The organism is Lactiplantibacillus mudanjiangensis, from assembly GCF_005405385.1.
GTDB classification, from domain to species: Bacteria; Bacillota; Bacilli; order Lactobacillales; family Lactobacillaceae; genus Lactiplantibacillus; species Lactiplantibacillus mudanjiangensis.
On the sequence record NZ_BJDY01000007.1, the window covers coordinates 235876 to 261184 of the forward strand.

At 43.7% G+C, this 25309-nt stretch carries 19 protein-coding genes and 1 pseudogene; 7 read left to right on the forward strand and 13 right to left on the reverse strand.

What is annotated here, in order from left to right; all coding sequences use genetic code 11:
• Positions 1 to 49 precede the first annotated feature (49 nt).
• The 3 genes from FFM84_RS14455 to FFM84_RS14465 all read right to left on the reverse strand — a co-directional run bounded on the left by FFM84_RS14455 (position 50) and on the right by FFM84_RS14465 (position 2382).
• Positions 50 to 592: a GtrA family protein gene (locus FFM84_RS14455; RefSeq protein ID WP_130846153.1), complete on the reverse strand. Its 543-nt coding sequence runs from the start codon at positions 590 to 592 to the stop codon at positions 50 to 52.
• Positions 593 to 778: 186 nt separating this feature from the next.
• On the reverse strand, positions 779 to 1558 hold the full coding sequence (locus FFM84_RS14460; RefSeq protein ID WP_130846154.1) for a matrixin family metalloprotease: 780 nt from the start codon (positions 1556 to 1558) through the stop codon (positions 779 to 781).
• A gap of 179 nt (positions 1559 to 1737) precedes the next feature.
• Positions 1738 to 2382 carry a helix-turn-helix domain-containing protein gene (locus FFM84_RS14465; protein ID WP_130846155.1) on the reverse strand — a complete coding sequence of 215 codons (645 nt, stop codon included), beginning with the start codon at positions 2380 to 2382 and terminating at the stop codon, positions 1738 to 1740.
• A 455-nt stretch (positions 2383 to 2837) separates the two neighbouring features.
• Between FFM84_RS14465 and FFM84_RS14470 the strand changes: the two genes are divergently transcribed.
• Positions 2838 to 3236 (forward strand): aggregation-promoting factor C-terminal-like domain-containing protein, encoded by a 399-nt coding sequence (locus FFM84_RS14470; protein WP_130846156.1) that lies wholly within the window; start codon positions 2838 to 2840, stop codon positions 3234 to 3236.
• Between the two features lie 105 nt (positions 3237 to 3341).
• Here FFM84_RS14470 and FFM84_RS14475 read toward each other — a convergent pair whose 3' ends face one another.
• Entirely contained in the window at positions 3342 to 3704 is a 363-nt protein-coding gene (locus tag FFM84_RS14475; protein WP_130846157.1) for a winged helix-turn-helix transcriptional regulator, read from the reverse strand.
• 124 nt (positions 3705 to 3828) lie between these two features.
• Between FFM84_RS14475 and FFM84_RS14480 the strand changes: the two genes are divergently transcribed.
• The gene (locus tag FFM84_RS14480) at positions 3829 to 5028 is read left to right on the forward strand and encodes an MFS transporter (RefSeq protein ID WP_130846158.1); all 1200 of its coding nucleotides are present in this window, start codon (positions 3829 to 3831) and stop codon (positions 5026 to 5028) included.
• Positions 5029 to 5083: 55 nt separating this feature from the next.
• Here the strand turns inward: FFM84_RS14480 and FFM84_RS14485 are convergent, their stop codons facing one another.
• The 4 genes from FFM84_RS14485 to FFM84_RS14500 form a co-directional block, all read right to left on the reverse strand.
• Positions 5084 to 5398 (reverse strand): ArsR/SmtB family transcription factor, encoded by a 315-nt coding sequence (locus FFM84_RS14485; protein WP_130846159.1) that lies wholly within the window; start codon positions 5396 to 5398, stop codon positions 5084 to 5086.
• A 19-nt stretch (positions 5399 to 5417) separates the two neighbouring features.
• On the reverse strand, positions 5418 to 5981 hold the full coding sequence (locus tag FFM84_RS14490) for a cadmium resistance transporter (RefSeq protein WP_130846160.1): 564 nt from the start codon (positions 5979 to 5981) through the stop codon (positions 5418 to 5420).
• A 104-nt stretch (positions 5982 to 6085) separates the two neighbouring features.
• Entirely contained in the window at positions 6086 to 9466 is a 3381-nt protein-coding gene (locus FFM84_RS14495; RefSeq protein WP_130846161.1) for a MucBP domain-containing protein, read from the reverse strand.
• A 285-nt stretch (positions 9467 to 9751) separates the two neighbouring features.
• Positions 9752 to 10120 (reverse strand): hypothetical protein, encoded by a 369-nt coding sequence (locus FFM84_RS14500; protein ID WP_130846162.1) that lies wholly within the window; start codon positions 10118 to 10120, stop codon positions 9752 to 9754.
• Between the two features lie 131 nt (positions 10121 to 10251).
• On the opposite strand from FFM84_RS14500, the pseudogene FFM84_RS14505 reads away from it, so the two are divergent.
• Positions 10252 to 10797: pseudogene (locus FFM84_RS14505) on the forward strand (LysM peptidoglycan-binding domain-containing protein).
• A gap of 57 nt (positions 10798 to 10854) precedes the next feature.
• Here FFM84_RS14505 and FFM84_RS14510 read toward each other — a convergent pair.
• The 4 genes from FFM84_RS14510 to FFM84_RS14525 form a co-directional block, all read right to left on the reverse strand.
• Positions 10855 to 12780: a copper-translocating P-type ATPase gene (locus FFM84_RS14510; RefSeq protein WP_130846163.1), complete on the reverse strand. Its 1926-nt coding sequence runs from the start codon at positions 12778 to 12780 to the stop codon at positions 10855 to 10857.
• A complete protein-coding gene (locus FFM84_RS14515) occupies positions 12780 to 13151 on the reverse strand; it encodes a cupredoxin domain-containing protein (protein ID WP_130846164.1) in 372 nt (123 codons plus the stop codon). The genes FFM84_RS14510 and FFM84_RS14515 overlap by 1 nt, the downstream gene beginning before the upstream one ends.
• Before the next feature lie 564 nt (positions 13152 to 13715).
• Positions 13716 to 14906 carry an MFS transporter gene (locus FFM84_RS14520; protein WP_130846165.1) on the reverse strand — a complete coding sequence of 397 codons (1191 nt, stop codon included), beginning with the start codon at positions 14904 to 14906 and terminating at the stop codon, positions 13716 to 13718.
• A gap of 20 nt (positions 14907 to 14926) precedes the next feature.
• Entirely contained in the window at positions 14927 to 16432 is a 1506-nt protein-coding gene (locus tag FFM84_RS14525; protein ID WP_130846166.1) for an FAD-dependent oxidoreductase, read from the reverse strand.
• 123 nt (positions 16433 to 16555) lie between these two features.
• Here FFM84_RS14525 and FFM84_RS14530 point away from each other — a divergent pair, with 123 nt between their 5' ends.
• Entirely contained in the window at positions 16556 to 17467 is a 912-nt protein-coding gene (locus FFM84_RS14530) for a helix-turn-helix domain-containing protein (RefSeq protein WP_225425333.1), read from the forward strand.
• 816 nt (positions 17468 to 18283) lie between these two features.
• Complete coding sequence (locus tag FFM84_RS14535; protein WP_225425334.1) at positions 18284 to 18769, forward strand: transglycosylase SLT domain-containing protein; 486 nt, start codon at positions 18284 to 18286, stop codon at positions 18767 to 18769.
• Positions 18770 to 18840: 71 nt separating this feature from the next.
• On the opposite strand, the gene FFM84_RS14540 is transcribed toward FFM84_RS14535, so the two are convergent.
• Positions 18841 to 19320 (reverse strand): RpiB/LacA/LacB family sugar-phosphate isomerase, encoded by a 480-nt coding sequence (locus FFM84_RS14540; RefSeq protein WP_130846168.1) that lies wholly within the window; start codon positions 19318 to 19320, stop codon positions 18841 to 18843.
• A gap of 194 nt (positions 19321 to 19514) precedes the next feature.
• Here FFM84_RS14540 and FFM84_RS14545 point away from each other — a divergent pair, with 194 nt between their 5' ends.
• Both FFM84_RS14545 and FFM84_RS14550 read left to right on the forward strand, forming a co-directional pair.
• Entirely contained in the window at positions 19515 to 20000 is a 486-nt protein-coding gene (locus FFM84_RS14545) for a MerR family transcriptional regulator (protein ID WP_130846169.1), read from the forward strand.
• A gap of 731 nt (positions 20001 to 20731) precedes the next feature.
• A complete protein-coding gene (locus tag FFM84_RS14550; RefSeq protein WP_130846170.1) occupies positions 20732 to 25303 on the forward strand; it encodes a BspA family leucine-rich repeat surface protein in 4572 nt (1523 codons plus the stop codon).
• Positions 25304 to 25309 lie beyond the last annotated feature (6 nt).

A 25309-nucleotide genomic window follows, 5' to 3' on the forward strand; every position in this document is an offset into this window, starting at 1 on the left:
AAAGAGCTTGGGTTTTATCCCAAGCTCAAATGACTAACTCAATCTGTTACTATTTCTTTCGAAAGACAACTAATTTAGATAGGAAGAAGTTCCCCACCACGGCTAGCCCATGACCAATAATCTTGGTGAACGTTCCCGGAATACCTAGTAACGAGATGCCGATCCATAAAATGGCACTTTCTAAAATGTAAGTGACCACGCGTGTCCCATAGAAGGTCCCCATTTCACGAAACGGATGTGATGACTGGTGCTTAAAGACAATCATGCGATCCACCCAAAAGGCACATTGCACACTTAAGACCCATGCCATGAAGTTAGCAATCTGATATTCAATCCCCAACATCCGATAAAAGACATAAAACATTGAAATATTGACGATAACACTGAGCGATCCCCACAAAATATAACGTTGGGCTTGTTTCTTTGCAGATTCCTCCACAGCCTCAAGCTTTTCAGTGTAGGCTTCCTCAGTTGCCTCGAGTTTCGCCTCATACTCTGTTTCGGTTTCCGTCAATTCAGCCTCATATTCCGCCGCATTCGCTGGATAGTGATCATGCCGTAACACTGATTTATCTTGCTTGTCCATCTCCATTACCAATCGAACCTTTCATATATAGTTATGGTCCACAACTTGGTGACCCAATAGCCTATTAATCAGCACAAGAATTAATCGTTAGCTATTAATTCATTTTGCGCTATTACTATTCTTATTATACCGTTCTTATTTCTGAGAATGTAAAAAAAGAACCTATCTTGAAAAATAGGTTCTAGTGAATGGTTAAGATTTTTGATAAATCGCTTTTAAACTCGTCAAGTCAGCACTCGACAACTGCGTCTGACCTTGACTCACCGGATACATCACCGATGTTTTATCGGTACTATGGTCTAACCCAAGCGCGTGTCCCAGTTCATGAACAGCCACCGCATCACTATATGACTGCGAATAACTGCCGTTTAAACTGGCCGTGGCTTGATTATGGTATTGCCGATCATACCAACTAATCCGTTCAATAATCTTTGGTCCACCATGGCCTAACTCGATGCTAGTTGACCAATGTTGCATCTTTTTATGATAAACCGAAAAGGTAATCGAATTTTGTTGATTCGTGGCCTTACCCGCAATGAGCTTCACAATGCCGGTTTGGTTATAAGTCGCCACCGCATCCTTAAAAACTTGACGACCGGCTGCGGATAACTTGGTATCAAAGTGATAGTAGTACGTTCTGGATAGTGTCGTGTTTTGCACAATCGACTCAATCGGCGTTCCCGTAGTGGTTATCTTGGATGCTGAACGTGCACTTTGCGCTTTGGTTGAACCAGTTGTGTGGGTCGTTTTAGCATGACGACTTGTCTGTGATGATGCCGCTGAAGATGACGTGTCATCATCAGTCGTCACCAACTGACTCCCCAACTTACCGGACAAAGCAGCACCTAATTTAGCCTGGCCTTCGCTAACAATGGACGCAAGTTGCGGTTTTAAGGTGGCGCGATTTTGCAACGCCCAAACAACGATTAACGCTAGGGCAATGACACTTAGCCATTGACGAATAGTTTTCAATCTCTATCGTTCCTCTCAAACAAACCATGAGTGACGGCGTTTACCTAAGACACTATTTATACCACGAATATCATCTTTTGCGGGCGTTGTCGTTAATTTGTAATAATTACTTACGTATTGCTTAACCACCTTTAAGCAAACTAAAAGCGTCTGGAAATTTTTCCAAACGCTTCTTGACCTTATTTTAAACTTCGCGGTTTAGCAAATAAGATCATCAAACCACTAATAATCAGCATGCCGACATGAAACATGACCCCTGTCGCATAACCAGCCATCTCACCAGCCGCATATGCGCCCGTTACCGCTCCAGTCAAATCCAACGGCAGATTTAATGCCACGTTTAATATCGTTAACATGGTCAAAGCCACTAAAAGTCGAACCGCCTGCGTATTAGTTGCCGCCCAATGGTCATAGCCATGATATAACGTCACTAAAATGCCCAAGTTAACAACGAAAATCAAATTCAGAACCATATCAACATTTCCCTGGAAATAACGTTGCCAATGCGCAAATTTCACCAAATAAGTGATGAATAAGCACACCACATTGAGATAGTAACTCACCGTCACGATTTGATCATTGCGCCGGCTCACCTTAGCTTGTTGATCATATGTTTTAATCATTGTCAGATCCCCTTTCAATAATTGATCCAGTGATAACTCATATTGATTACTAATTTCAATCAGCATCCCTAAATCAGGATAACTTCGTTCAGTCTCCCAACTGGAAATCGTTTTCCGCGACACCTGCAATTGTTCGGCCACTTGAGCCTGTGTCAATTGTCGTTGTTGTCGCAGTACTTTTAAATTTTCAGCAAACTTCATCTGCCCCACCACCTGATATCAGCTTACAAAGCATCTCCAATTTTAACAGGCTAAGAATCATAGCATATCGATTAAGCCAAGCTTTTGAGCCTAATCCAGCTTGACCTAAATTAAGTATCCTAACACTAAAAAACGTCAATCGATCATTGCTAGCCTACTTGAAGATGACAAAAGTTAATCAAATATTACAGAATTGTTTCAATTAATGCTAACTTTCACTTTTTGACCACTTTATTGCACAAAAAATAGGTTGGTTTATTTAATCCTTAAAACCTTGTCTAACCGCTGTTATTCCCAATCTCAAAAGTTAAAAAAACGTAAAATTACCCAATATACCCTAGTTTTCCCAACTGTGACGGGTATTTAACGGCATAGTAATTGCCTATTAACACAACTGTAACACTAGTCCGGTATGCTATTAGTATTCGATAAACGAACGGGGAATAATTAAAAATATGAAAAATCTTAAAGTGAAATTTGCAGCCTTATTATTAATCTTCAGTTGTGCCTTTGGTTTAGTGACCAATGTCGCTGCTGACTTAGTACCTTCAACCACGGTTACAGCCCAAGCCGCTTCACTCACCGCTAGCCAAAAGAAACAAATCAAAGCCATCAATGCTGGCTTATCAAAAAAACAAAAAGCTGCTAAAAACTGGATCGCTTACCGCGAATCAAGTTACAGCTACACGGCTCGTAATGGGAATTGTTACGGTCGTTACCAATTATTACGGTCATACCTTCACGGTAACTACTCTGCTGTTAACCAAGAAAAGATGGCTAACAAGTATGTTGCTGGTCGTTATGGTAACTGGACTGGTGCTAAACGTTTCTGGCAAAGTCATCACTGGTACTAGACCTATTAGCCTTTCACATTTTTAATGACACCCATATAAAATACCCAGCGTGGTTGGACGACAGATGGTCGTTAACTACGCTGGGATTTTTTTATCTCTTTTTACTTAAATATCATCGCGATTAAGCAATTCAATCGTTTCACCATCGGCACGACGGCGATCAATATTGTCTTCACCCCACGTGCAAAGTTCATGTAAAATACCTGATAAGCTTTGCCCATACTCGGTGAGTTGATAATCAACTCGTGGTGGGACTTGTTGATAGACATGCCGTTGCACAATTTGCGCCGCTTCTAGTTCCCGTAATTGTTGCGTCAACATTTTTTGCGTGATTTGGGGAATCGCACGCTTTAAATCACTATTACGCATAGTTTGATGACGTAAGTGACATAAAATAATCGACTTCCATTTGCCACCGATAATTTCCATCGTGGCTTCAACACCAATATGATACGTTTTGGTTGGCATCTGTTTTCCTCCTAATCCATGGTTACTTTTTAGTACGTATGGCACTTTTAAGTATGTACTTGTTTAAAAGTTCCTCGCTAGTATAATCAATATTTATCAACTTAGCAACCTTTAGGAGGAACATATGCAAAAACAAATTTCAGCCAGCTGGACGCTCCTCGCGTTGGCCATCAGTGCCTTTGCCATCGGCTCTACCGAATTCATTAGTGTCGGCTTAATGCCGATGCTCGTTAACAGTTTCCACATTGACTTAGCTCAAGCGGGGTTAACCGTTTCAGTCTACGCCCTAGGTATCATGGTCGGCGCGCCGGTGATGACGTTATTAACAGGACAACTCAATCGTCATCGGTTAATGCTCCTGATTATGGGCCTATTTATTGCCGGTAATCTGCTTGCCGCTATCGCCCCAACCTTTCAAGTCTTGCTCGTTGGACGCGTTATCGCGGCATTAGCACATGGGATCTTTATGACCGTTGCTTCTGTCATTGCCGCAGATGTTGTCGCCCCTGAAAAACGGGCCTCAGCCATCGCAGTCATGTTTACCGGTCTAACCGTCGCTACCGTCACCGGTGTGCCACTGGGTACCATGATCGGTCAACTGGGTGGCTGGCGCTGGTCATTTATCTTCATTAGTGGCATTGGCGTGATCGGCTTATTGGCTGACTATTGGTTAATTCCACGCCATTTACCATTACCAGCTAAAGCTACGGCCGCTGGAATCTTACGAATTTTGACCAATCCGCAACTTTTGCTGGCTTTACTCGTTACGGCTTTAGGTTATGGTGGGACTTTTGTGGCTTACACTTACTTGTCACCACTATTGGAACAATCGATGGGCTGGTCCGCCAATGCCGTCGTCATCATCTTGGTTGTTTATGGGTTGATGGTTGCTTTTGGGAATACCATGGGTGGCCGCTTAGCCAATGCTAAGCCATTAACCGCTCTGTTTAAAATGTTCGTTGGATTATTTGTAACATTACTCGTCCTTGGTGTCACCGCTCACAGCCATTGGTTAGGCCTACTCACGATTCTCGTGATGGGGATCTTCGCCTTTATGAATGTGCCTGGTTTACAGCTCTATATCGTTCAATTAGCTGAGGATCAGACCCCCAATGATATTACGATGGCTTCAGCCTTGAACATCGCGGCTTTTAATGTCGGGATTGCTTTAGGTTCTGGTATTGGTGGTCAAGTCACCACACAATTTGGTTTGGCTTGGACACCGGTCTTTGGCGCGATCATGGTGGCCGTTAGTTTAATCTTACTCGGTGGCCTCATCTGGCTAGCCAAACCCGTTCGGCAACTCGCACGCAAACATCGCTAATTACCAAAAGACGCTTAGAATTTTGAAATTCTAAGCGTCTTTTTTCGTATACAGTTTAATCATGATGTGGTTCGTGTTTAATTTCATGGGCAACATGGCCTAACATGGCATTCACCATTTCTAGAATATGCGGATCATCCAAGCAGTAATAAACATGCTTACCCTGTTTACTACGAGTGACTAATTGATACTCATATAAAATAGCCAGTTGGTGGGAAACCATGGGTTGAGGTAAATTTACGTGCGCGACGATACTTGAAACATCGGCTTCGTGATTCTCTAAAAAGTATAAGATCTTGATCCGATTAACATTACTCAACACTTTATAAATTTTCACCGCTTCTGCTAAAATCGCATCGTTCACTTCCACGTTAAACCCCTCCGTTTAGTTAAAATAAGGCAATTAAATGACTAATTAGGCCACTATCCCAGAAGACATACAACCCAATTAGGACATAACAAACCTTCATTAGTTTTTCACCGTGAGCCGTCATGACCCGTGACACAGCTGGGACGTCCGCAATCAACTTGATCACTAATACCACGAGAATCGTCAAGACACCGATGAAAACTAAGGTCATTAAGAAGTGTACCATAGTTTCACCAACTAAGACTGGTAAGAAAATTGAGAGATTACATCCCGCACAAACAGAGAGGTACGTCATTAACACACTTAACATCGGTGAGTGACTCGTTTTATCCCCATCGTCATCATCGTCATCGTGAAAAGCCAGATAAATAGGTAGAATCCCTAATACCCCTAAAATCCATTCTGGCAAAAATAAAGCCAAGGCTTTACCAATGAAGAAACTTGCCGTCAATAAAATCAAGTTACCAATTAGATAGCCGATCATGACCTGACTGACCCGATACTTTTTCAACAAAAAGATCAACATAAAGAAAAAATCCAAATTGACACTTAAAAATGTTACTGTTAATAACCAATAATTCACGATTTAACCCTCTTTCACTCTTTAATACATATTATATGCCACATATGTAATATGTAAAGAAGTAAAATAAAAACGCCGTCATTAACGACGACGCTTCTGTTAATTTAATGTTCACGCTTACGCCAACCGGTCAAACCAAGTAAACTCCCTAACAAGGTCAACCCCCATAACGGTGAGACGGTTTGGTCGGACGTTTGTGGTAAACTCGTTGCTTGTTTATTTGCGGTCTTAATTTGGACTGTTGCTGCGTGGGCTGTCGGTTTAGTCAATACCACTTTATCTGTTGGCGTGATTTTCGCAGCAGCCATTTGCTTAGTTGGTTGTGCCGTGACGCCCTTAATCTTAGCCGCTGTTGGTTCAGATAACGTTGGCTGTTCTGGTTGATCAACATCGGTACCCGGGCCTGGATTAACAGTATCACCCGTACCAGGATTTTCAATTGGTTCGTAGATATAAGTTATCGTTAAATCGGTCAAACCAAACGTACCATTGGCATTGTCCGGTTGCGACACTAATCGGTAACCATCAATCGTTGCAGCCGTAGTCGCGTAGCTTTCACCCGTTTTGCCGGTAAATTGCTGATTTGGCGCTAATTGTTGACCGGTCGCCGTGACATAACGTGCGGTTACCGTGACAGTGTGATCCGGTGTTACTGGTGGTGTCACCGGATCCACTTGATAAATGAAGGTTAAGATTACTGGCTGACTACCATACATCCCTGAAGGCTGTCCTTGAACCGTTTGATACGTGTATCCAGTGATAGTCGGTGCCGTCACCGCATAACTAGTCCCGATTTTGCCAGTTAAAACAGTATCAGCTTGCAATGTTTTACCAGTGGCATCTTGATATCGAACTGTCACGGTATTCGTTTGTTCCGCAATCGCATAAATCAACGTGACTTCGGCTGGGTGTTCATCATATACCCCGGTGATATCACCTTGCGCACTTTGGTACGTGTATCCGCCAATCGTTGGCGTGGCGACTGTATAAGTTGAACCCACTTGTCCCGTTAAAATCGTGTCCGCTTGTAACGTCTTGCCATCCGTATCTTGGTAATGCACCGTCACCGTATTTTGTGCCGTCGCATAAACTAATGTTACTTCAGTTGGTTGTTCACCATAAGTCCCCGTCACGTCACCTTGGGCATCTTGATACGTGTAACCTTTAATCGTTGGTGTTTGAACCGCATAATCTGTCCCAATTTGTCCCGTTAAAACATCATCAGCCTGTAATGTCTTACCAGTTGTATCTTGATAATGAACCGTTACCGTTGATTGGGCTTCATTATAAATGAATGTGACTTCGGTTGGCGTATCACTGTAAGTCCCGCTGGCGTTACCTTGCGTTGATTGATACGTATAACCTAATAAGGTTGGTGCTTGAATCGCAAAGTCTGTCCCGATTTGCCCCGTTTCAATCGTATCAGCTTTAAGTGTCTTGCCACTCATATCTTGATAATGAACCGTCACCGTTGAGTAAGCTTCATCATAAATGAACGTCACTTTGGTTGGCGTGTCACCGTAAGTTCCACTGGCATTGCCTTGTGTTGATTGATACGTATAACCTAATAAAGTTGGTGCTTGAATCGCAAAATCTGTTCCGATTTGTCCCGTTTCAATCGTATCAGCCTTGAGCATTTTACCGCTCGCATTTTGGTAGTGAACCGTTATTGTTGAATAGGCTTCATTGTAAATGAACGTCACTTCGGTTGGCGTATCGCCGTAAGTCCCGCTGGCATTACCTTGTGTTGATTGGTATGTGTATCCTAATAACGTTGGCGCTTGAATATTAAAGTCCGTTCCGATTTGCCCGGTTTCGGTCGTATCGGCCTTGAGCGTTTTACCACTCGCATTTTGATAGTGAACCGTTACCGTTGAATAGGCCATCTGATAAACAAAGTTCACGGTTTGTGCCGTATCTGAGAACATCCCCGTCATGTTAGTCGGGACGGTCTTCAACTGATAGCCAGTAATCGCTTTGGCTTGGGCCGCATAGCTTTCGCCAACTAACCCAGATAGCGTTTCAGTATCAGCCAAAATCTTGCCCTGCTCATCAACATAATTAACCGTAACGTCTTCGGCATCGTTCGCAACAATATACGGTGTAAACATATCCGCAACCTCGTTACCAGCCGCATCATTAAAAATAGAAATCATGTAGTACGTATATGGGCTTTGAACCACTCCGTAACCTGGGTAAGGACTTGTTGTTGGCCCTGGCGTGATTTGACTCCGCATCATTTGATAGTCAATTTGATCGCCATTAAGCGTATTGGTTCCACCATTGTAAAATAATCGAACCGCCGCATTAGGAAAACCAGTTGGAAAAATCGGAATTGCTCGGCTAGCTGAATCGGTCAACATAAAGGTCATACCCTTTGGTGCTTTCACCGGATTGGTCATGGTATATTTACCAGTCGTTGGAATGTAGACCGCCGTATTATCAATAAATTGACCCGTAAAACCGAATCCCGCTGTATACTGGGCCGCATCTAACGATGAAAAATCCGCGATACAATCATTGTTTAAATTTAAATCAACTAAGTTTTTTAAATTGGCAATTGGTGTAATATCAGAAACTCGCTGACTAACTAACTGCAAATAAGTTAGCTTTGTTAAGGCAGCCAATGGCGTAATATCCACAATATCACCACGCATTGCCTCACTAGCATTTAAATTATTGAGAAGATCCAAACTTGTTAGATTGGTTGCATATTGTAGCCCCGCTAATGAAAACGAACTTTTGCCATCGATATAGCTGGATACTCGAGAATTTTGTAATGAAAATTGTGTTAAGTACAATAGGTCACTTTGTTTAATATCTGCAACACTGGCCCACGTCTTTCCTGCATCACTTGCATTCAAATTATACAGAACAGCCTGTTGCAACGTTTTATTTGGCATCCATTGATCAATGGTTTCATTGTCTACTGCTGCCACCGCCGCTACAGGAGTGGCCATCGTTCGCGTAGCCCGCTGTGGCTTGGCAACCGACTTAGCTGGGGTTGCTGCACTAACTGGCTGCGCAACTGATGACGCCGATTCGGTAGATGTCGCCGGAGTTGCAGCGTTTTCATTAGAGGTCGTACTTGAGGTTCCAGCTGAAGCTGCCGGTTCACTACTACTATTCGAAGCCGGCGCTGTTGACCCGGCTGAAGTCGTTGATTTAGGCGTTGCTGAGCTTGTCGCTGAAGTGGCTTGGCTAGCCTCACTCGTTGTTTTTTGGTCAGCTGAAGTCGCGGGTTGTGTTGCCGCAGAAGTGGTCAATTGCGCCGTTGCTGTGCTTGCTGGTAAGGCGACCGATTTAGAGGCCGTTGTTGATGCCGTTACCGCTGTCGTCCCAGTCTCAGTCGACTCACTGGCCGTATCAGCTTGTGCCATCGTGGTCTGCCACGTGCCAAGTACTAATACTGACGTGGTAATCCCCGCCACGAGCCAAAGTTTACCTTTTTTATACATCTTAAAATGCTGTTTCGAATTAATCACAATAATCCCCCCGAATTAAAAATCTAACAAGCATTAAAAAAATTAATGTCGATTAAATAAGTATCAACAATTCAATTAGCCAAGATATTAGTCTGACAGCCATAGCTCCCTCATTACGAGAAGAAACCATCAAAATCAACATAACTAACAATTATCAAGTACTTATACTATACTTGTATTTTATCATAAATGCCCTGTTTTAAAAGAATAATTAATAAATTTTCAGTTACTTCTTCATAAGCACAAAAAAAAGTCCCAGTAACAATTTACTAGGACACTTTACCTTTAAGCAGCGGCAACCGGTTCAAACCCATCCGCAACTAATTGATTTTTAAACCACGTTTCAAACATGAACCCATACCAAATATCGCCAATCAGCCCCACAATCAGGACCACATCATCAACGAAGAATAGGCCGACAATTGTGTTAACGAGTATCATGGCTAAAAATGGGACGGTTGCTTTGATAATAAAAAAGCGAACCTGGCAGCGAGGGCTAAATAGCGCATAGAACCAAGTAAACAACAGCGCCCACCAATTAAAGCGACCATAAACTTTTTTCGTAACCCGTTCGCCATTAATTTCTTTTTCAAAAATCATATCTTGTTTAACTCGCTGATTAAAGCCAAACCATTCCGCCAGTGCAAAATTCATCAAATAACCTCCGATTTTAACTCTTAATGCATTATAGTCGGCTGTTGGTTCTGCGGTCAACCGCTGAGGGACTTTTGTTACAAGTTTAAATCAAATGCTCGGTAGGCTTGTCACAACCGACACATAACGTGATTAGACATTCACGATCAAAGTGCGTCACCCATCAGTTTCCAGTTAATTTCGCTATTTTTATCGCCGGAGCAGTTACTGCCAACGCTGACTCAACTTATACCGTTAAAGCAGGTGATTCATCATGGAAAATCTCTCAAACATACGATTTAACTATTAATCAACTTGAAAAAGACAATAATATTCAAGGTCATTTAATCTTACCCGGACAAAAGTTGACCATTCCAACTACTAGCACGGCTTCAACGACCACTCCAGCTAAGACCAACACCAGCTCAACAACTAGTACTAGCACAACTAGCTATACTGGTGACAACTTGAAGAGCTACGTCTTAAGTCAAATGGCATCACGGACTGGCGTATCAGCGGCCACTTGAGATGCTATTATTACGCGTGAATCTAACTGGCAACCAACTGTACGTAATAGTACTAGTGGTGCCTATGGTTTATTCCAAAATATGCACATTAATGGCGGCTCAGTTGATGCCCAAGTTGATGCAGCAGTGAGCCTCTACAATGCACAAGGGATGGCGGCTTGGGCACTTTAAATTAAAGTAAACGGCGACTCACATTTCGTGAATCGCCGGTTTTATATTGCTTACATATTAGGCCAGTTGACTTTTCTTTGTTATCCGAGCCCGATTTAGCAACACCGAACTTGTCACAACCGACAACGAACTAAATGCCATCGCTAAACCAGCTAATTCAGGACTCAATGTAAAGCCTAAGGCAAAGAACACCCCAGCCGCAACTGGAATTCCCAGCACATTGTAAATAAACGCCCAAAATAGATTCAATTTAATCCGGTTAAACGTCTTTTGGCTCAAGGCCAATGCCCGGTCGACATCACGTAAATCATTCTTAACTAGAACGATTCCACCAGCATCAATCGCAATATCAGTCCCCGATCCCATCGCAATGCCGACATCGGCAATCGTGAGTGCGGGCGCATCATTAATGCCATCACCGACAAAAGCAACTTTGCCGTCACGTTGCAATTGTTGAACATGATCGGCTTTATCACCAGGCAAGACATCGGCAATTACTTCATCGATCCCCACTTGTTGGGCAACCGCTTCAGCAACGCGCTGATTGTCCCCAGTCAACATGACCGTCTTTAACCCCCGCGCACGCAAAGCCGCAATCGCTTCAGTCGAGGTGGTCTTAGGGGTATCTTGAATCGCAATTAGCCCAATTATTCGATCACCTAAGCCAACGAAAACAACTGTTTTAGCTTCATTTTGTAATCGTGTTTCTGTTTGCACCAACTCATCATCAATTTTAAACGTATCTAACAATTTATGATTACCGACTACGCCTTGTTGATCAGCTAATCGGGCCGTAACCCCTTTACCTTCAATCGCTTCAAAATCAACCACGTCACTCGGCGTAATTTGTTCAGTTTTAGCCCGTGCTAAAATTGCGGTCGCCAATGGATGTTCCGAGCCGGCTTCTAAGCTAGCAGCTACTTTTAAAACTTGGGCTTCATCGCCAACAATATTCGTCACTTGGGGCTTGCCAACAGTGATCGTCCCCGTTTTATCAAAGACAACGGTCTTCACATCATTGACGGCTTCTAAAACTTCGCCATTTTTAATTAGAATACCCATCTTGGCACCACGACCAGTTCCGACCATTAAAGCTGTTGGGGTCGCTAGTCCTAAGGCACACGGACAAGCAATTACCACGACCGAAACTGCAAAAATCAACGCCCGGGCAACACTCGCATCTAAGAAAACAAACCAAGTCAAAAAGGTTAGAATTGCTAAAATCAAGACAACTGGCACAAAGATATCGGATACTTTATCCGTTAACTTTTGAATCGGTGCGTGACTGTTCTGAGCCTTTTTAACTAGCTCCACGATTTGTGACAACATCGTTTGCTCACCGATTTTATTGGCTTTAAATAAGAACGTCCCCGTACTATTCATCGTCGCGCCAATAACCTGATCATCGACTTTTTTAGTTACTGGCATACTTTCGCCAGTAACCATCGATTCATCAATACTTGAACTGCCTTTGATAATCACGCCATCAACCGGAATCTTTTGACCAGGTTTCACCCGAATCACATCATTTAACGCGACTTCGGTGATTGGCATCTTAACAAACTGATCATCACGTAATACTTCGGCATCTTTTGCCTGTAAATTGACGAGTTTTTCTACTGCGTTAGACGCATTGTGGCGCATTCGTTCTTCAAAAACTTGACCTAGTAACACAAACGTCGTGACTAATGCCGCACTTTCGAAAAATACCGGCTGATCAGTCATCATGGCGTAGAGGCTGTACACGTAGGCCGTAACGGTTCCAATCGCCACCAACGTATCCATGTTCGCATGGTGCTTTTTAAAGGCCGCCCAAGCGCTTTGGATAAATGGTCCCGCGGCGACTAACATGACGATAGTTGTTAAAACAAGTTGCGTCCAATCGCCACCTGGTAACATGATTCCAAAAGGCATCAACACCATATTCGCTAACAATGGTAGGGAGAAAATCAACGCAATCCAAAACCGCTTGGTAATGCTCATTACTCAATCACCACTTTCCCATGAAACATATCCATGCCACAAGCCCATTGGTATTCACCCGGCTTACTCGTATCGATCGTCACGGATTGCACTTGATTCTTAGGCAATTCTTGGTTAATCCCAAAGTCACTAAAGACGACATGATCCAAACAACTTGATGCGTCTGTACGCGTAAAGTTCAAGACCGCTGGGACCCCTTGCTTTAAGACTACCTTCTCCGGTGAATAACCGCCACTCACTTCAATATCCACACTTTGTTGATCATTAGTCATCGCGGCAGCAGCTGTTTCAGTCGTATGCTTGCCAAAGAACCACCATAAAATAAACCCAATCAAAACCAAGCCAATTCCCAATACGATTAATTTAATCATTACAGTCAATCCTCTCTTAATGCCAATTATTTAAGATTACGTTTGTAAACCACAAAATACAGTTTACCCGTATCGTTTACAAATGTCAACGATGAAATTTTGATTTTGGGGCTAAGGGTTGAATAAAAGTAACTCACAGCTTGCTGCCTACCGTTCGTCCACCTTGAGCCGGAACGCTGTGGGCGGACCGGCTCAGCCAAAAAGCGGTCTGAATCGTCGTTTTGAACCACCAAGCCCGTGTTTCAAAAGCGCCAATCTCTAAGCGATAAATCGCTAAGAGATTCCCACGGCTGGGCTCAATGTGAACTCACTCTCGGTTATGATAGTTACTAGATTGATTAATTTCACGATATAGCCGGAGCCAACCAGTGATGGCGCCGGCCGTGAAAACATCGTAAGCCCGTACTTTGGCTGGAGTCGGTCCCACAGCCGGCAGAATCACTGGCTGGCGTAGGTAACCAATTAATATTAACAAGGCTTCCACACTATATTTATGTTTCAATCATTAGTTTACCAAAAATTCCCATGACACCACTTCATGCCATGAGGACCAATTAACTAATTTTAATTTTGTGCTGCAGTGACTAACTTCTTCTGGAAGTTAACCAGAATACACCCAATACCTAGGATCAACGCGATAATCCCACTTACAGAGAACACATTTAATCCCATGCCTTGTACAGCTGAGGTCAACGGATTGATGATAAACGGACTAACCACTCCACCAATAGAGTAGATCGCTACATAAACACCTAACGCCATTGAAACACTATTCTTACCGACCGCAATTGAGATTAAATATGGGAATTGCCCCATTGCAATACTCATCGCTGCCCCGACAAAGAAACTACCGACAAATGCTAATAGTAAGGAATGTCCGAAACCAACTAATAAGTAAGAGAGACCATATAAAATAAACGAAATTGAAATCGACGTATATTTAAATTTCTTCCCAATGATACCAACAATCAAGCCGCACAACATCCCACCAATAAGTGAAATGGTCGACGTTAAGGCCGCTTGAGACGTTGCCCCTAACTTTTCCTCTACAACAAATAATGAAATATTGTTGTTCAATACGTTGTTTAAGAGCATGACGCAAAAGCCCCAAAACGCACAGTAGAAGACGTATTTGTTTAATTGAATCTTGCCGCCTTGATTGTCATCATCTGGGTTAACTTTTTCTGGATGCCAAGGCACTAACGCTAAAGTCACCACTAAGATTAACAAAGTAAAAATGTAAATCCAATAGTTATTCACCCAAGTGTTAGTCGCAGCTAATTGACCACCACCCATGATGAAGATGATCCCCCCGATATTGGTAAACGTTGTCGTTAAGCCCATCGTGGACTGCCGTTCCTTTTCAGGTAGCATTTGTGAAATCAAAACTTGTGACAAGTTGGTACAGGCCCCTTGTCCGAGTCCAACTAGGCAAGAGCAAAACAGCAAAAACATAAAGCTCGTATGGAACGCTAGCGGCATGAACCCACCAATCACCACGAGGATGATGGCGCTGATTGTCAACGTTTTAAGGTTGATTTTGCTAGCTGTTAATTTCCCAATAATCAATCCTGCAATCATCATGAACAAGTTCGGTAACGAGGTTAACATTTGAACGCTCGTGTTACTTAAGGCAAATGTTTTGGCAATGGCCGCATACGATGGCGTGATCGCCAACGCTGCCATGCCCATCGAACTGACTGCTAAAACCCCAATTCGCGTCTTCGAAACATAAGCTTGACTGGGTACTTCCATGCTGATGACCCCCTTTCAACCTACCGTTGTGTTGTCATGGCCTGCTGAACATATTCAGCGGCACTAGTCCCCGCGATTCGCCCAGACGTCCACGTAAAACCAGAGGCTAACCCTTCATAGGCTGGATAACTGTGACCTTCATAATAACCACCGGCATTGGCACCACCGGTATAAAGCCCAGGAATTGGCACAAAGTTATCGTCTAAGACGGCTAAGTTTTCATCGACTCGAACACCACCAACGGTCCCTAGGTAAGCGGCCTGGCTGATAAAGGCATAGAATGGCCCTTGTTCAACTGAATAAGCCAATGATTTCGTTGACTTACTGAATTCTTGATCATCTTTAGCGCTGACCGCTTCGTTATAAGTCGCCACAGTTTTAGCCAATGCAGCTGAGTCTAAACCAGCATGGTCAGCTAATTCGGCTAAAGTAGCGCCTTTATATGCGGTCTCACCTTTGATAGCTTCTTCGGCTAACTTGGTAAAGTCACCACGACCAGTTGCAGCACCAGGACCAGCTTGAGACACTTCTTCGACATTTTGATCGGCCGTAAAGGTATCTAAAGTCGCTTGATCAACGACAAATAAGTATTTGCCACCTTGTGACCACGCGGCATTCGCCCATTCAACGGTATCGTAAACCACGTCTTCATTGGCGAAACGCTTGCCCTTCATATTAACCCACAGCTGTGGCGTCAATAATAATTGCGTCAAGGCATTAGATGAAAAACCCGCCAAATGTTGGTTAGAGGTCTTTTGGGTCACTTTGGATTTGGCTAGTTGGGCCGCGTGAATCAACGCATGACTATCAATATCCGTTGCGCCGGCCTTGACCATCGCTGCCATCCCTTCACCATTGTTCGGCACCCCAAGTGTCCGTAAGTTCGGCGTATGCATCGTCTTAGCAACCTTTTTCGCATCACCACCATAACCACCAGTTGCGACCACCACAGCTTTGGCATTGATCGTTAACGTCTTGCCATCAGCGGTTGTCGCGGTAACGCCAGCGACCTTACCATCAGTCGTGATTAAATCCGTCATCGTCGTCTCAAATTGGAATTTAACCCCAGCTTGTTCTAATGTTTGTTGAATGCGTTGATAACTGTCATCTTTATGTTGATACATGTGATAAGAGCCACCACGATAAGGATTGTCACGATGCGCAAACTGAGTGGTATTCGTGGTTGGGTTGAGCTTAATTTCCATGCCCATTTTTTCCAACCAAGCCAACGTATCGGCCGAACGATTCACAATGCGAGATAATAACACCCCGTTAGATAAATAGTGATTGTAGCTCGCTAATTCATTAATCGCTTCTTTAGTCGATAATTGCATGCCCGCGGCTTGTTGTTCTTTGGAATTAATTGCGAAAAAGCCACTGGAAATTTTCGTATTGCCACCAATTTGTGGTTGCTTTTCAATGACTAAAACCTGTAACCCTTTTTCAGCCGCTGCATAAGCTGCTGCTAAGCCGGTACCGCCAGTCCCAGCTACTAAAACATCCGTATTCATCGTTGTATTCGTCATTCTTGCTCACTCCTTAACTTAATTTACGAGTTTAGTATACGGCTAAGAAATGCCCAAGTAGATAGTGTATAATATCTTTATTACTACGGAAATGTATCTTTACAGAAAATAGAAGGTGCTTTTTTGGCAAAAACAATCACCATTACTACTGAATTGATTTTGGAAACGACTGATTTTGATGAAACAAATCAGCCGCTTAGTCCCGAAACTGAAAGCAATAGTAAATGTTTTCACATTCGATTAATTGAAAGTTTAACGACTTGCGAGCTCTTTTTGAGCGGTCATTATGTCTCACTATCACCATTTGATGTCATTATGTTGTCCTCTGACCAACCAGTAACCCTTAAAAACCTCACCGCTCCGGCACAATTACGGGTCTTTTCGGAATGCTTACATGCGCCAACCCCCTTAAATATGGTCGTTGTCGGCGACAATCCCATGGTGCACGACTTAATGAATGCCGGTGAACATGAACCACACTATATCGTTTACCGTCATCTAACCGACCAACTCAAGCACCGCTACTTTGATTTACTCGCTGAAATTGAATGCCAAAACTTGCATGACGTCTTTTTAAGTTATCAACGTGAAATGGCGGCAGGATTATTGCTAACCGAATTACTTCGCAACCACGAACAAACGATTTCAATTTCAGATTCCGACTTTCCCGGTACTGATTTGCACCACGCCAGTGCCGATACACAGTCTGGATTGATCTTTAACTACTTGGTTTTGCATAGTCAAAACGCCACCCTTCAAGGCACTGCCACCCACTTTGGCTACGATAAAAACTACTTTTCGCGCCTCTGCCGCAAGTTATTCGATAAGAGTTTCACTGGTCAATTAGCCTTTATTCGCATCGAGCTGGCCAAACGAATGCTGGCGCTATCGAATAAAACAATTGAAGAGATCGCTTTTGAACTAGGCTACAAAAATAGTAGTAGTTTTTTTGCCGTTTTCAAGCGTGACATGTCCATGACACCCAATGACTATCGCGCCAGTCATGGTTACCGGCGGTCAGCTTCACACGATTAAAAAAGGAATCCAAACGGTTAGATTCCTTTTAGTTACTACTAAAAATTGAAAAAATATGCTGATTGCTAAGCCATACTAAATTAGCCACCTACGCCAGTCAGTGATTCTGCCGGCTGTGGGGACCGGTTCCAGCCAAAAAACGGGCTTTCACCTCGCTTTTGAGCCAAGCTAAGACCGCTAGTCTCAAAAGTCGTCCACATCGTAAGCCCGGAAAACTCATCCGGACTTACGATGTTTTCACGGCCGGCGCCATCACTGGCTGACTCCGGCTATATAGCAAATACGAATCAATCTAGCAATCACCACCATAACCGAGAGTGAGCTCACATTGAGCCCAGCCGTGGGCGCTCTTTGCGATTTATCGCTTAGAGCCTGGCGCTTTTGAAACACATGGGTTTAGTGGTTCAAAACGACGGTTCAGACCGCTCCTTGGCTGAACCGGTCCTTCCACAGCGTTCCGGCTCAATGTGGGCAAACGTCAGGTGGCAAACCACTACAAACTCGTCAATTAACACGGTCTTTAGCTGATCGTAAACCTTTTAAACTAATCTTAACCAGCTATTTCTTTCAAAATCAGCGTTTTTCCATTCACCCAACCTTTGTCTTGCCAAACCCCAGTCCCTGCTACAGTTCACACAGACTTCACTTGCCAGATTTAACGCCTACTGTAACTTAACCGCCATCTTCGCCACGGTAGCTTAACATCCTTGAAATTGTTTTGTCATCTGACGGCGCTAAACTCGGGTCAATCGATTAAGCAAACTCGAGCTTAGCTAAAAACAACTATCTCTCTTAACAGAAATGGAGTTTATCAATTTGAAAAAATTCATGCGCACCATCTTAACAACCTCAGCTATCGCAACTGGATTAGTCGTTGTCAGTGGCGTCTCAGCTAATGCGGATACCACTACCGCACCTGCTCATCAAAGCAACACCAGTTATACTCAACCAACCCAACATTACGGTTACCAACAATTATCTACATCTAGCACTGGTTCAACGACTAGCGCCACTACCAGCACAAGCTCAACCACGAGTTCGTCAAGTTCATCGACTTATACCGGGACTAACTTAAAGAGCTATGTGTTAAGTCAAATGGCATCGCGGACTGGCGTGTCTGAATCCACTTGGAATACGATTATTACCCGCGAATCCAACTGGGAACCTTACGTTGTGAACAGTTCTAGTGGTGCTTATGGCTTATTCCAAAATATGCACATCAGCAGTGGGTCCGTTGAAACGCAAGTGGACGCTGCCGTTAGCCTCTATGAAGCACAAGGTTTAAGTGCTTGGGGCTACTAATCTAAATTTTTAATCTATTCCCCCCTAAAATAGACAAAAACACCGGCCAACTTGGTCGGTGTTTTTTGTGTCTACGCTTGGGCATTGAATTCAGTGATCTGTTTTTCAGTAACCTGAACACTTTGATAGGCCGATTTTAAAAAGGTTGGATCAGCTTCAGAAAAGCCGGTCGAAAACGGTGTCTGTAAGAAAATATCCGCCATTTGCTTACCTAGATATGGTGTCACAATAATGCCACCCATGGCGAGAACATTGGCATTGTTAATTACTCGTGATAACCGTGCCGTTTCAATGCTTTCGCATAAGGCACTGTAGACACCTTGATATTTATTAGCGACAATATTAACGCCCATGCCAGTACCGCAGAAAATAAATCCACGGGTAAACTCACCGCTGGCAATGCGCTTACCAACCACGGCACTCACTTCAAAATAATCAACGTCATTAGTTGGCGTCACATCTTCAACCTCAATTTGTTGCGCCAATAAATAGGCCTTAACGGCTTCTTTTAAGTCATAACCTAATGGATCGGCTCCCATAATTACTTTCATCTGTTAAAATCTCCTCTGTTTTTGTTAAAATTGTTTTCTGTATTTGTCGACGTTTATTACTATAAAAGTTAGAGCTAGCTCTAAGTCAAGCTTTTCTCAAAACTTTTTTTATTGACGCCATTGTCAAAATAATTGCTTTCTGACTTAGTTCCCATTAGAGTTAGCGATAAAGTGAATTAAAGGAGTCATTAAAAATGTTATATTCAATTGGTGAAGTCGCCAAAAAACTAGATATCAGTACGTATACACTTCGTTACTACGATAAAGAAGGGCTGTTACCCTTCGTGGATCGCAACGCGGCGGGTCGACGCGTTTTCAAAGATGAAGACTTCAACTACTTAGAAACCATTAGTTGCTTAAAGGAAGCTGGCCTCCCGGTTAAACAAATCGCCAGTTTTATTGAACTATGCTTAGCTGGTGATCGGACTTTAGATGAACGCTACGACTTTTTATTGGAACAAGAAACCGATCTGGAAGCTAAAATGGCTAGCCTTCAACATACATTGGACTTCCTACGTTGGAAAAAATGGTATTACAAACGGGCACTGGCAGCGGGCACGGAAAGTGTCAATTGCTTGCCCGAAACTACCCTAACTGATCCAGCGGTTCGTGCAAAATTCGATCAACTCGTTGCTGATGGTGCTGATCCCAAACAGTTGGGTGAATTAGACCGCACCTAGTTGAAAGTCATACTCGTTGATATGGTAACCGTCAAAAAAAGTTATGCTTGCCACCTGTCGTTCGCCCACATTGAGCCGGAACGCTGTGGGCGGACCGGCTCAGCCAAAAGGCGGTCTGAACCGTCGTTTTGAACCACTAAACCCGTGTTTCAAAAGCACCAAGCTCTAAGCGATAAATCGCTAAGAGCTTCCCACGGCTGGGCTCAATATGGACTCACTTTCGGTTATGTTAGTGATCTGAAACCAATTAACAAGTCCATGCTGGCGTAGGTGACTAATTTCTCATAATCCTAAAACCACCTAAATTTGACCCTAGCCTGTCAAATTTAGGTGGCTTTTTTGAATTGTTTTTAATTCAATACGTTAACTAATTTTTGACATCAACCACGGCTTAAACTGCTTTAATCAGGTATAACGATCACTAATAATTAATTTATCTTTTAATGAGTTAAAAATGATTTTTTCATTCAAAATCGTCGTTTTGAATAAAAAATATTTATAGCTCGATTTAGTTTATTAGTAAAAATCAATCTAAATAACCCAACCCTTTCGAGGATGAAAACATTTAAATCGACTTAAAAACACTGTTATATCAGCGTTTAAGCTTCATTCAGTTGTTGCATTGTACACATTAAGCAGTTACACTATTAATGTAGATAAAGCTTAACGACAGATAAAATTCAACGTATTCAAAAAAGGAACCAGTTCGATTCTCAAAGGGGAGCTCAATCATGACAATGCATACTGATCAAAAAATTCATTATAAAATGTATAAAAAAGGCCGCTTCTGGTTATTCGCCGGTGTTCTAGTTGCCACCGCTTGGCAAGGCCAAGTATTGGTTCAAGCTGACACGACAACGCCTGCGACAACAAGTACCAGCGAAACCACGACTACTGGCAATGATACGACTGCCTCGACAGTCACCTTAAAAGACAGTGCGACCACTCAGACGACTGACGCAACAACAACTAAGGCTACTCAGTCAACAAGCAACACTGAAACCACTGACAATTCGACTACCGACACTAAGACAGCCACTGATACGACCACTACTACGCCTGACGCGAAGACTAGTCAAACAGACACCGACAACACGACTACCTCGGATCAAACTAGCGATGCTAATAACACCAAAACACAACCAACAACGGTTCAAGATACGACCACAACAAATACGAAATCGGCTGACACGACAAAACCGGCAACTATTGCTGACACCAGCAATACTCCTCAGACGACTAGCCCGGCCAAAGATGCTAATACGACGACAGCCGCTACAGTTGCCACAACTGACAATGCCCCCACAACAGCAGCAACAACGCCGAAGGTTGCCGCTACGCCAACTGAAAATACCACTAGCAAAACGGTCAATCGGCAAGCATTGCTCAAAGCAGCCACTGCCGTAACAACCACTGACATCGGTACTGGCACATTAGGGACCAGCACTTGGCGTATTGATAGCGCGGGCGTCTTACATATTGGTGCTGGTACGTTAGTCGCGGCCTATGACCCGGAATGGAAAACCAAATATGGGACTAAAATTACCGCCGTCACTTTTGATGGTCAAGTTACCGCAGCTGCCAATTCAAGTGATTTATTTTACAATCTACCCAATCTGACCACGATTACTAATCCTGAAAAATTTGACACTAGTAACGTTACCGATATGACGCAACTATTTCTCGGTGACACCAGCCTCACCACATTAGACCTAAGTAGCTGGGACACCAGCAATGTCACTAGCCTGGCAAGCATGTTTTACGGTGATCATAACTTAACTAGTCTGAACATTAGTAAATGGGACACGAGCAAAGTCACCTCCTTAAGATACACTTTTTACATGGCTAACAGTTTAACTAGCCTGGACTTAGATGGTTGGGACACTAGTAATGTCACCGACATGTATGCGACTTTTGCCACCCAAAACGGCTATCCTAGTCAGTTGGCAACACTAAAAATCGACAAGTGGAAAACCGGGAAAGTCACGACCATGTTTTCAATGTTTTCTGGCGATCAAAGTTTGACCAGCCTGGACTTAAGCAGTTGGGATACGAGCAATGTTAAAGATATGTTCATGATGTTTTATGGCAACACCAAATTGCAATCGCTAAAAGCCAGCACTTGGGACACCAGTAAAGTTACCGATATGTATCTCATGTTCTATGGTGATAGTGCGCTCACCGACTTAGACCCAAGTGGTTGGGAAACTGGGAATGTCACTAACATGCAAGGTGTGTTTGCACATACAAGCATTGCCAAACTAGACTTGCATACCTGGGATACGAGTAAAGTCACGAATATGATGAATCTGGTTTCTGGTAACAACGCCTTAACCGACCTCAACGTTAAAGGCTGGAATGTTGAAAATGTGGTCAACGCATCAATGATTTTTGATGGTGATACCAAACTTGAAACATTGGACTTAACCGGATGGAACTTGCTTAGCGCTAAGAGCGCCATCAGTATGTTAGCCGATAATCCGGTATTAACCACCATTATCATGCCTGATATGACGATGCCTAAAGTAACCGATGCTAGTTTTATGTTCGCCAATGATTATGTCTTAACTGCGGTTGATACTGCCAAGCTTGATCTCAGTCAATTACAAGACGGTGAAGCGATGTTTAATTGCGCTTATGCCCTCAAAACAATCGACACCACCGACTGGAACTTGAGTAATCTGACTGATGCCAGCTACATGTTCTGTGGGACTAGAGCGTTAACAACCATGGACACTAGCAATTGGTCGTTAGAAAATGTCACCAATGCGAGCTATATGTTTGGCAATGATCCTAGCCTAACAACCTTGGATACCAGCAATTGGAAATTCGATCAGTTAATTGATGCCAGTTACATGTTTCTCAACGATGCCAGTCTGACAAGCTTAGGTAACACTGACTGGCACTTGACTCAACTTGGTAATGCCTTTGACATGTTTTATAACACGCCAAGCTTAACCGCCCTTAATACCAGTAATTGGGGATTAGGCAACCTAACCAATGCCACGCAAATGTTTATTTACGACAGTAGTCTAAAATCATTAGACGTCACTAATTGGGATGTCCGCAACTTAGCGCAAGCGCAAAACATGTTTTTTGGTACCACTAATCTGGCCACATTAGATGTCTCAAACTGGCAAACCGATAGTTTGGTTAATCCGATCAATATGTTCTATCAAGCCGCTGCGTTAAAACAGCTGGCCGTTAACGGTTGGAATATGAGCAAAGTGACTGACGCGACTGGGATGTTTAATCAAATGACGTCATTAGAAAGCATCGATCTTTCTAATTGGGATACGAGCCATTTCACGACCGTTGCTGGGATGTTTAACCGTGATTACGCCTTAACCAGTGTTAACTTGACCGGTTGGAACACGAGCAACGTCACCGTGATGCGGAACTTGTTCTTTGACACGACCAGCTTAACCGATCTCGACCTGTCCAACTTGGATATGACCGCGTTAACTCCTTTCCAAACATTATTAAAAGGCTCCGGCGTGCAAAAATTAACACTCGGAACGCAAACCGTCTTAACTCGTGATGGTGTTACTGCCGACTTAGCTGACGTGCCCACGACCGATGGTTACAACGGTCACTGGATCAACACCGAAGGCCAACAATTCACGTCCGCTGAACTTATGGCCCTTTACAATGGTACGGATACCGCGGTTGCGGGCACCTATGTTTGGCAAACTGACCAAACAACGCTTGACGTTCATGACACGTCAGTCACGCAAACCCACAAGACCACTTGGACAGCCGTGGATAACTTTACGAGTGCGACCGATGCACTTGGCAAGTCACTTACCGCTGCTGATTTAGCCACTAGCGGCGATGTTGATTTAACCAAGGCCGGGACCTACACCGTTACCTATACCGCCGCTAATGGTCAAACCAAAACGGCAACCATTACCGTTATTGCCAGTCAAGCAGGCTTAAACGTCCACGATATGACGGTAACTAAAGGCGCTAACTGGACGGCGCAAGCTGCATTTGCCGGCGCGACTGATCTTAATGGTCAACCGTTGAGCTTAACTGATATCACTGTCACTGGCGCAGATCAAATCGATACGCAAAAAGTGGGTCAACAATATCAGGTGACCTACAGTTATACCGATGCTAATGATAATCCATTTAGCCGGACAATCACTGTCACGATTGCTGATACTCAAGTAAATGTCCTCGCCCACGATACAACGTTGACTCAAGGCCAAGCATGGACGGCAACAGATAGTTTGACGGATGCCACTGATGCCGATGGTAACGTCATTGATCTCGATGACGTTACGGTTACAGGGACGGTTGATACGAAAATACCGGGTCAATATCCAGTCACATTTAGCTATACCGACGTCTACGGCAACACCGCAACTGCTAACGTGATCGTCACAATTGTTGCCACTAAAGCAAGTGTCAACGTTAAAGACAGTTCTCTCACCGCTGGTAAATCTTGGACGGCCGCGGATAACTTTGTGAGTGCCACTGACGTTAACGGTCAACCCTTGACCTTAGCAGATATCACGGTAACCGGTGCCAATCAAGTGATGATCAACACGCCTGGTAACTATACCGTCACTTACAGTTATACCGATAGTTACGGTAACGTCAAATCAGCTCAAGCATCGATTACGGTAACTGCCGCAGCAACTAACCCTGACGACAATAATCAAGGCGAAACTGGTGAGACCGTTGATCCCGAAACACCAACTAAACCGGATACTGGAGACAATGGCGGCAATACGACAACACCAACTAACCCAGACACTGGGAACAACGGCGGCAACACCACAACACCAACTAACCCAGATACCGGGGACAACGGTGGTCAAACGACAACACCGACTGATCCTGAAACACCGACTAATCCAGATGCTGGCGATGGTAGTGGCAATACGATCACGCCTAGTGAACCGGATACCACCCCAACAACGGATACAACCGCTGGAGATACGATTAATCCAGGATTAACGACTAAGGATCACCCATCGACACCGACAATCGGTACCGAAACGGCCGATTGGGATGGTGACGCGATCAACACAACAACACCATCATCACCCGCTAAAGCAACGCCAGTAGCTTTAAGCACGACCGCAACAACTCCGGTCACGCAAGTAGCCAAGATGACGACAGCTAATGATACTGTTACCGCTGCTAAATCAACTCATACTGCTAAACCAGCTGCGACCGCCTTGCCACAAACCGATGAAAAGACGACGGCAACTTCGGTCTTAGGCTTAATGCTCCTCAGCGCTAGTGCCCTTATCGCTACTTTAGGTAAAGGTCGCCGGATTGAAAAATAACCAACT

Coding starts and splice junctions, on each gene's coding strand:
- FFM84_RS14465 (WP_130846155.1), bottom strand. CDS start 2,382: ATGAAGTTTGCTGAAAATTTAAAAGTACTGCGACAACAACGACAATTG.
- FFM84_RS14525 (WP_130846166.1), bottom strand. CDS start 16,432: ATGACGAATACAACGATGAATACGGATGTTTTAGTAGCTGGGACTGGC.
- FFM84_RS14520 (WP_130846165.1), bottom strand. CDS start 14,906: ATGGAAGTACCCAGTCAAGCTTATGTTTCGAAGACGCGAATTGGGGTT.
- FFM84_RS14515 (WP_130846164.1), bottom strand. CDS start 13,151: ATGATTAAATTAATCGTATTGGGAATTGGCTTGGTTTTGATTGGGTTT.
- FFM84_RS14510 (WP_130846163.1), bottom strand. CDS start 12,780: ATGAGCATTACCAAGCGGTTTTGGATTGCGTTGATTTTCTCCCTACCA.
- FFM84_RS14540 (WP_130846168.1), bottom strand. CDS start 19,320: ATGAAAGTAATTATGGGAGCCGATCCATTAGGTTATGACTTAAAAGAA.
- FFM84_RS14480 (WP_130846158.1), top strand. CDS start 3,829: ATGCAAAAACAAATTTCAGCCAGCTGGACGCTCCTCGCGTTGGCCATC.
- FFM84_RS14455 (WP_130846153.1), bottom strand. CDS start 592: ATGGAGATGGACAAGCAAGATAAATCAGTGTTACGGCATGATCACTAT.
- FFM84_RS14545 (WP_130846169.1), top strand. CDS start 19,515: ATGTTATATTCAATTGGTGAAGTCGCCAAAAAACTAGATATCAGTACG.
- FFM84_RS14470 (WP_130846156.1), top strand. CDS start 2,838: ATGAAAAATCTTAAAGTGAAATTTGCAGCCTTATTATTAATCTTCAGT.
- FFM84_RS14475 (WP_130846157.1), bottom strand. CDS start 3,704: ATGCCAACCAAAACGTATCATATTGGTGTTGAAGCCACGATGGAAATT.
- FFM84_RS14500 (WP_130846162.1), bottom strand. CDS start 10,120: ATGAATTTTGCACTGGCGGAATGGTTTGGCTTTAATCAGCGAGTTAAA.
- FFM84_RS14550 (WP_130846170.1), top strand. CDS start 20,732: ATGACAATGCATACTGATCAAAAAATTCATTATAAAATGTATAAAAAA.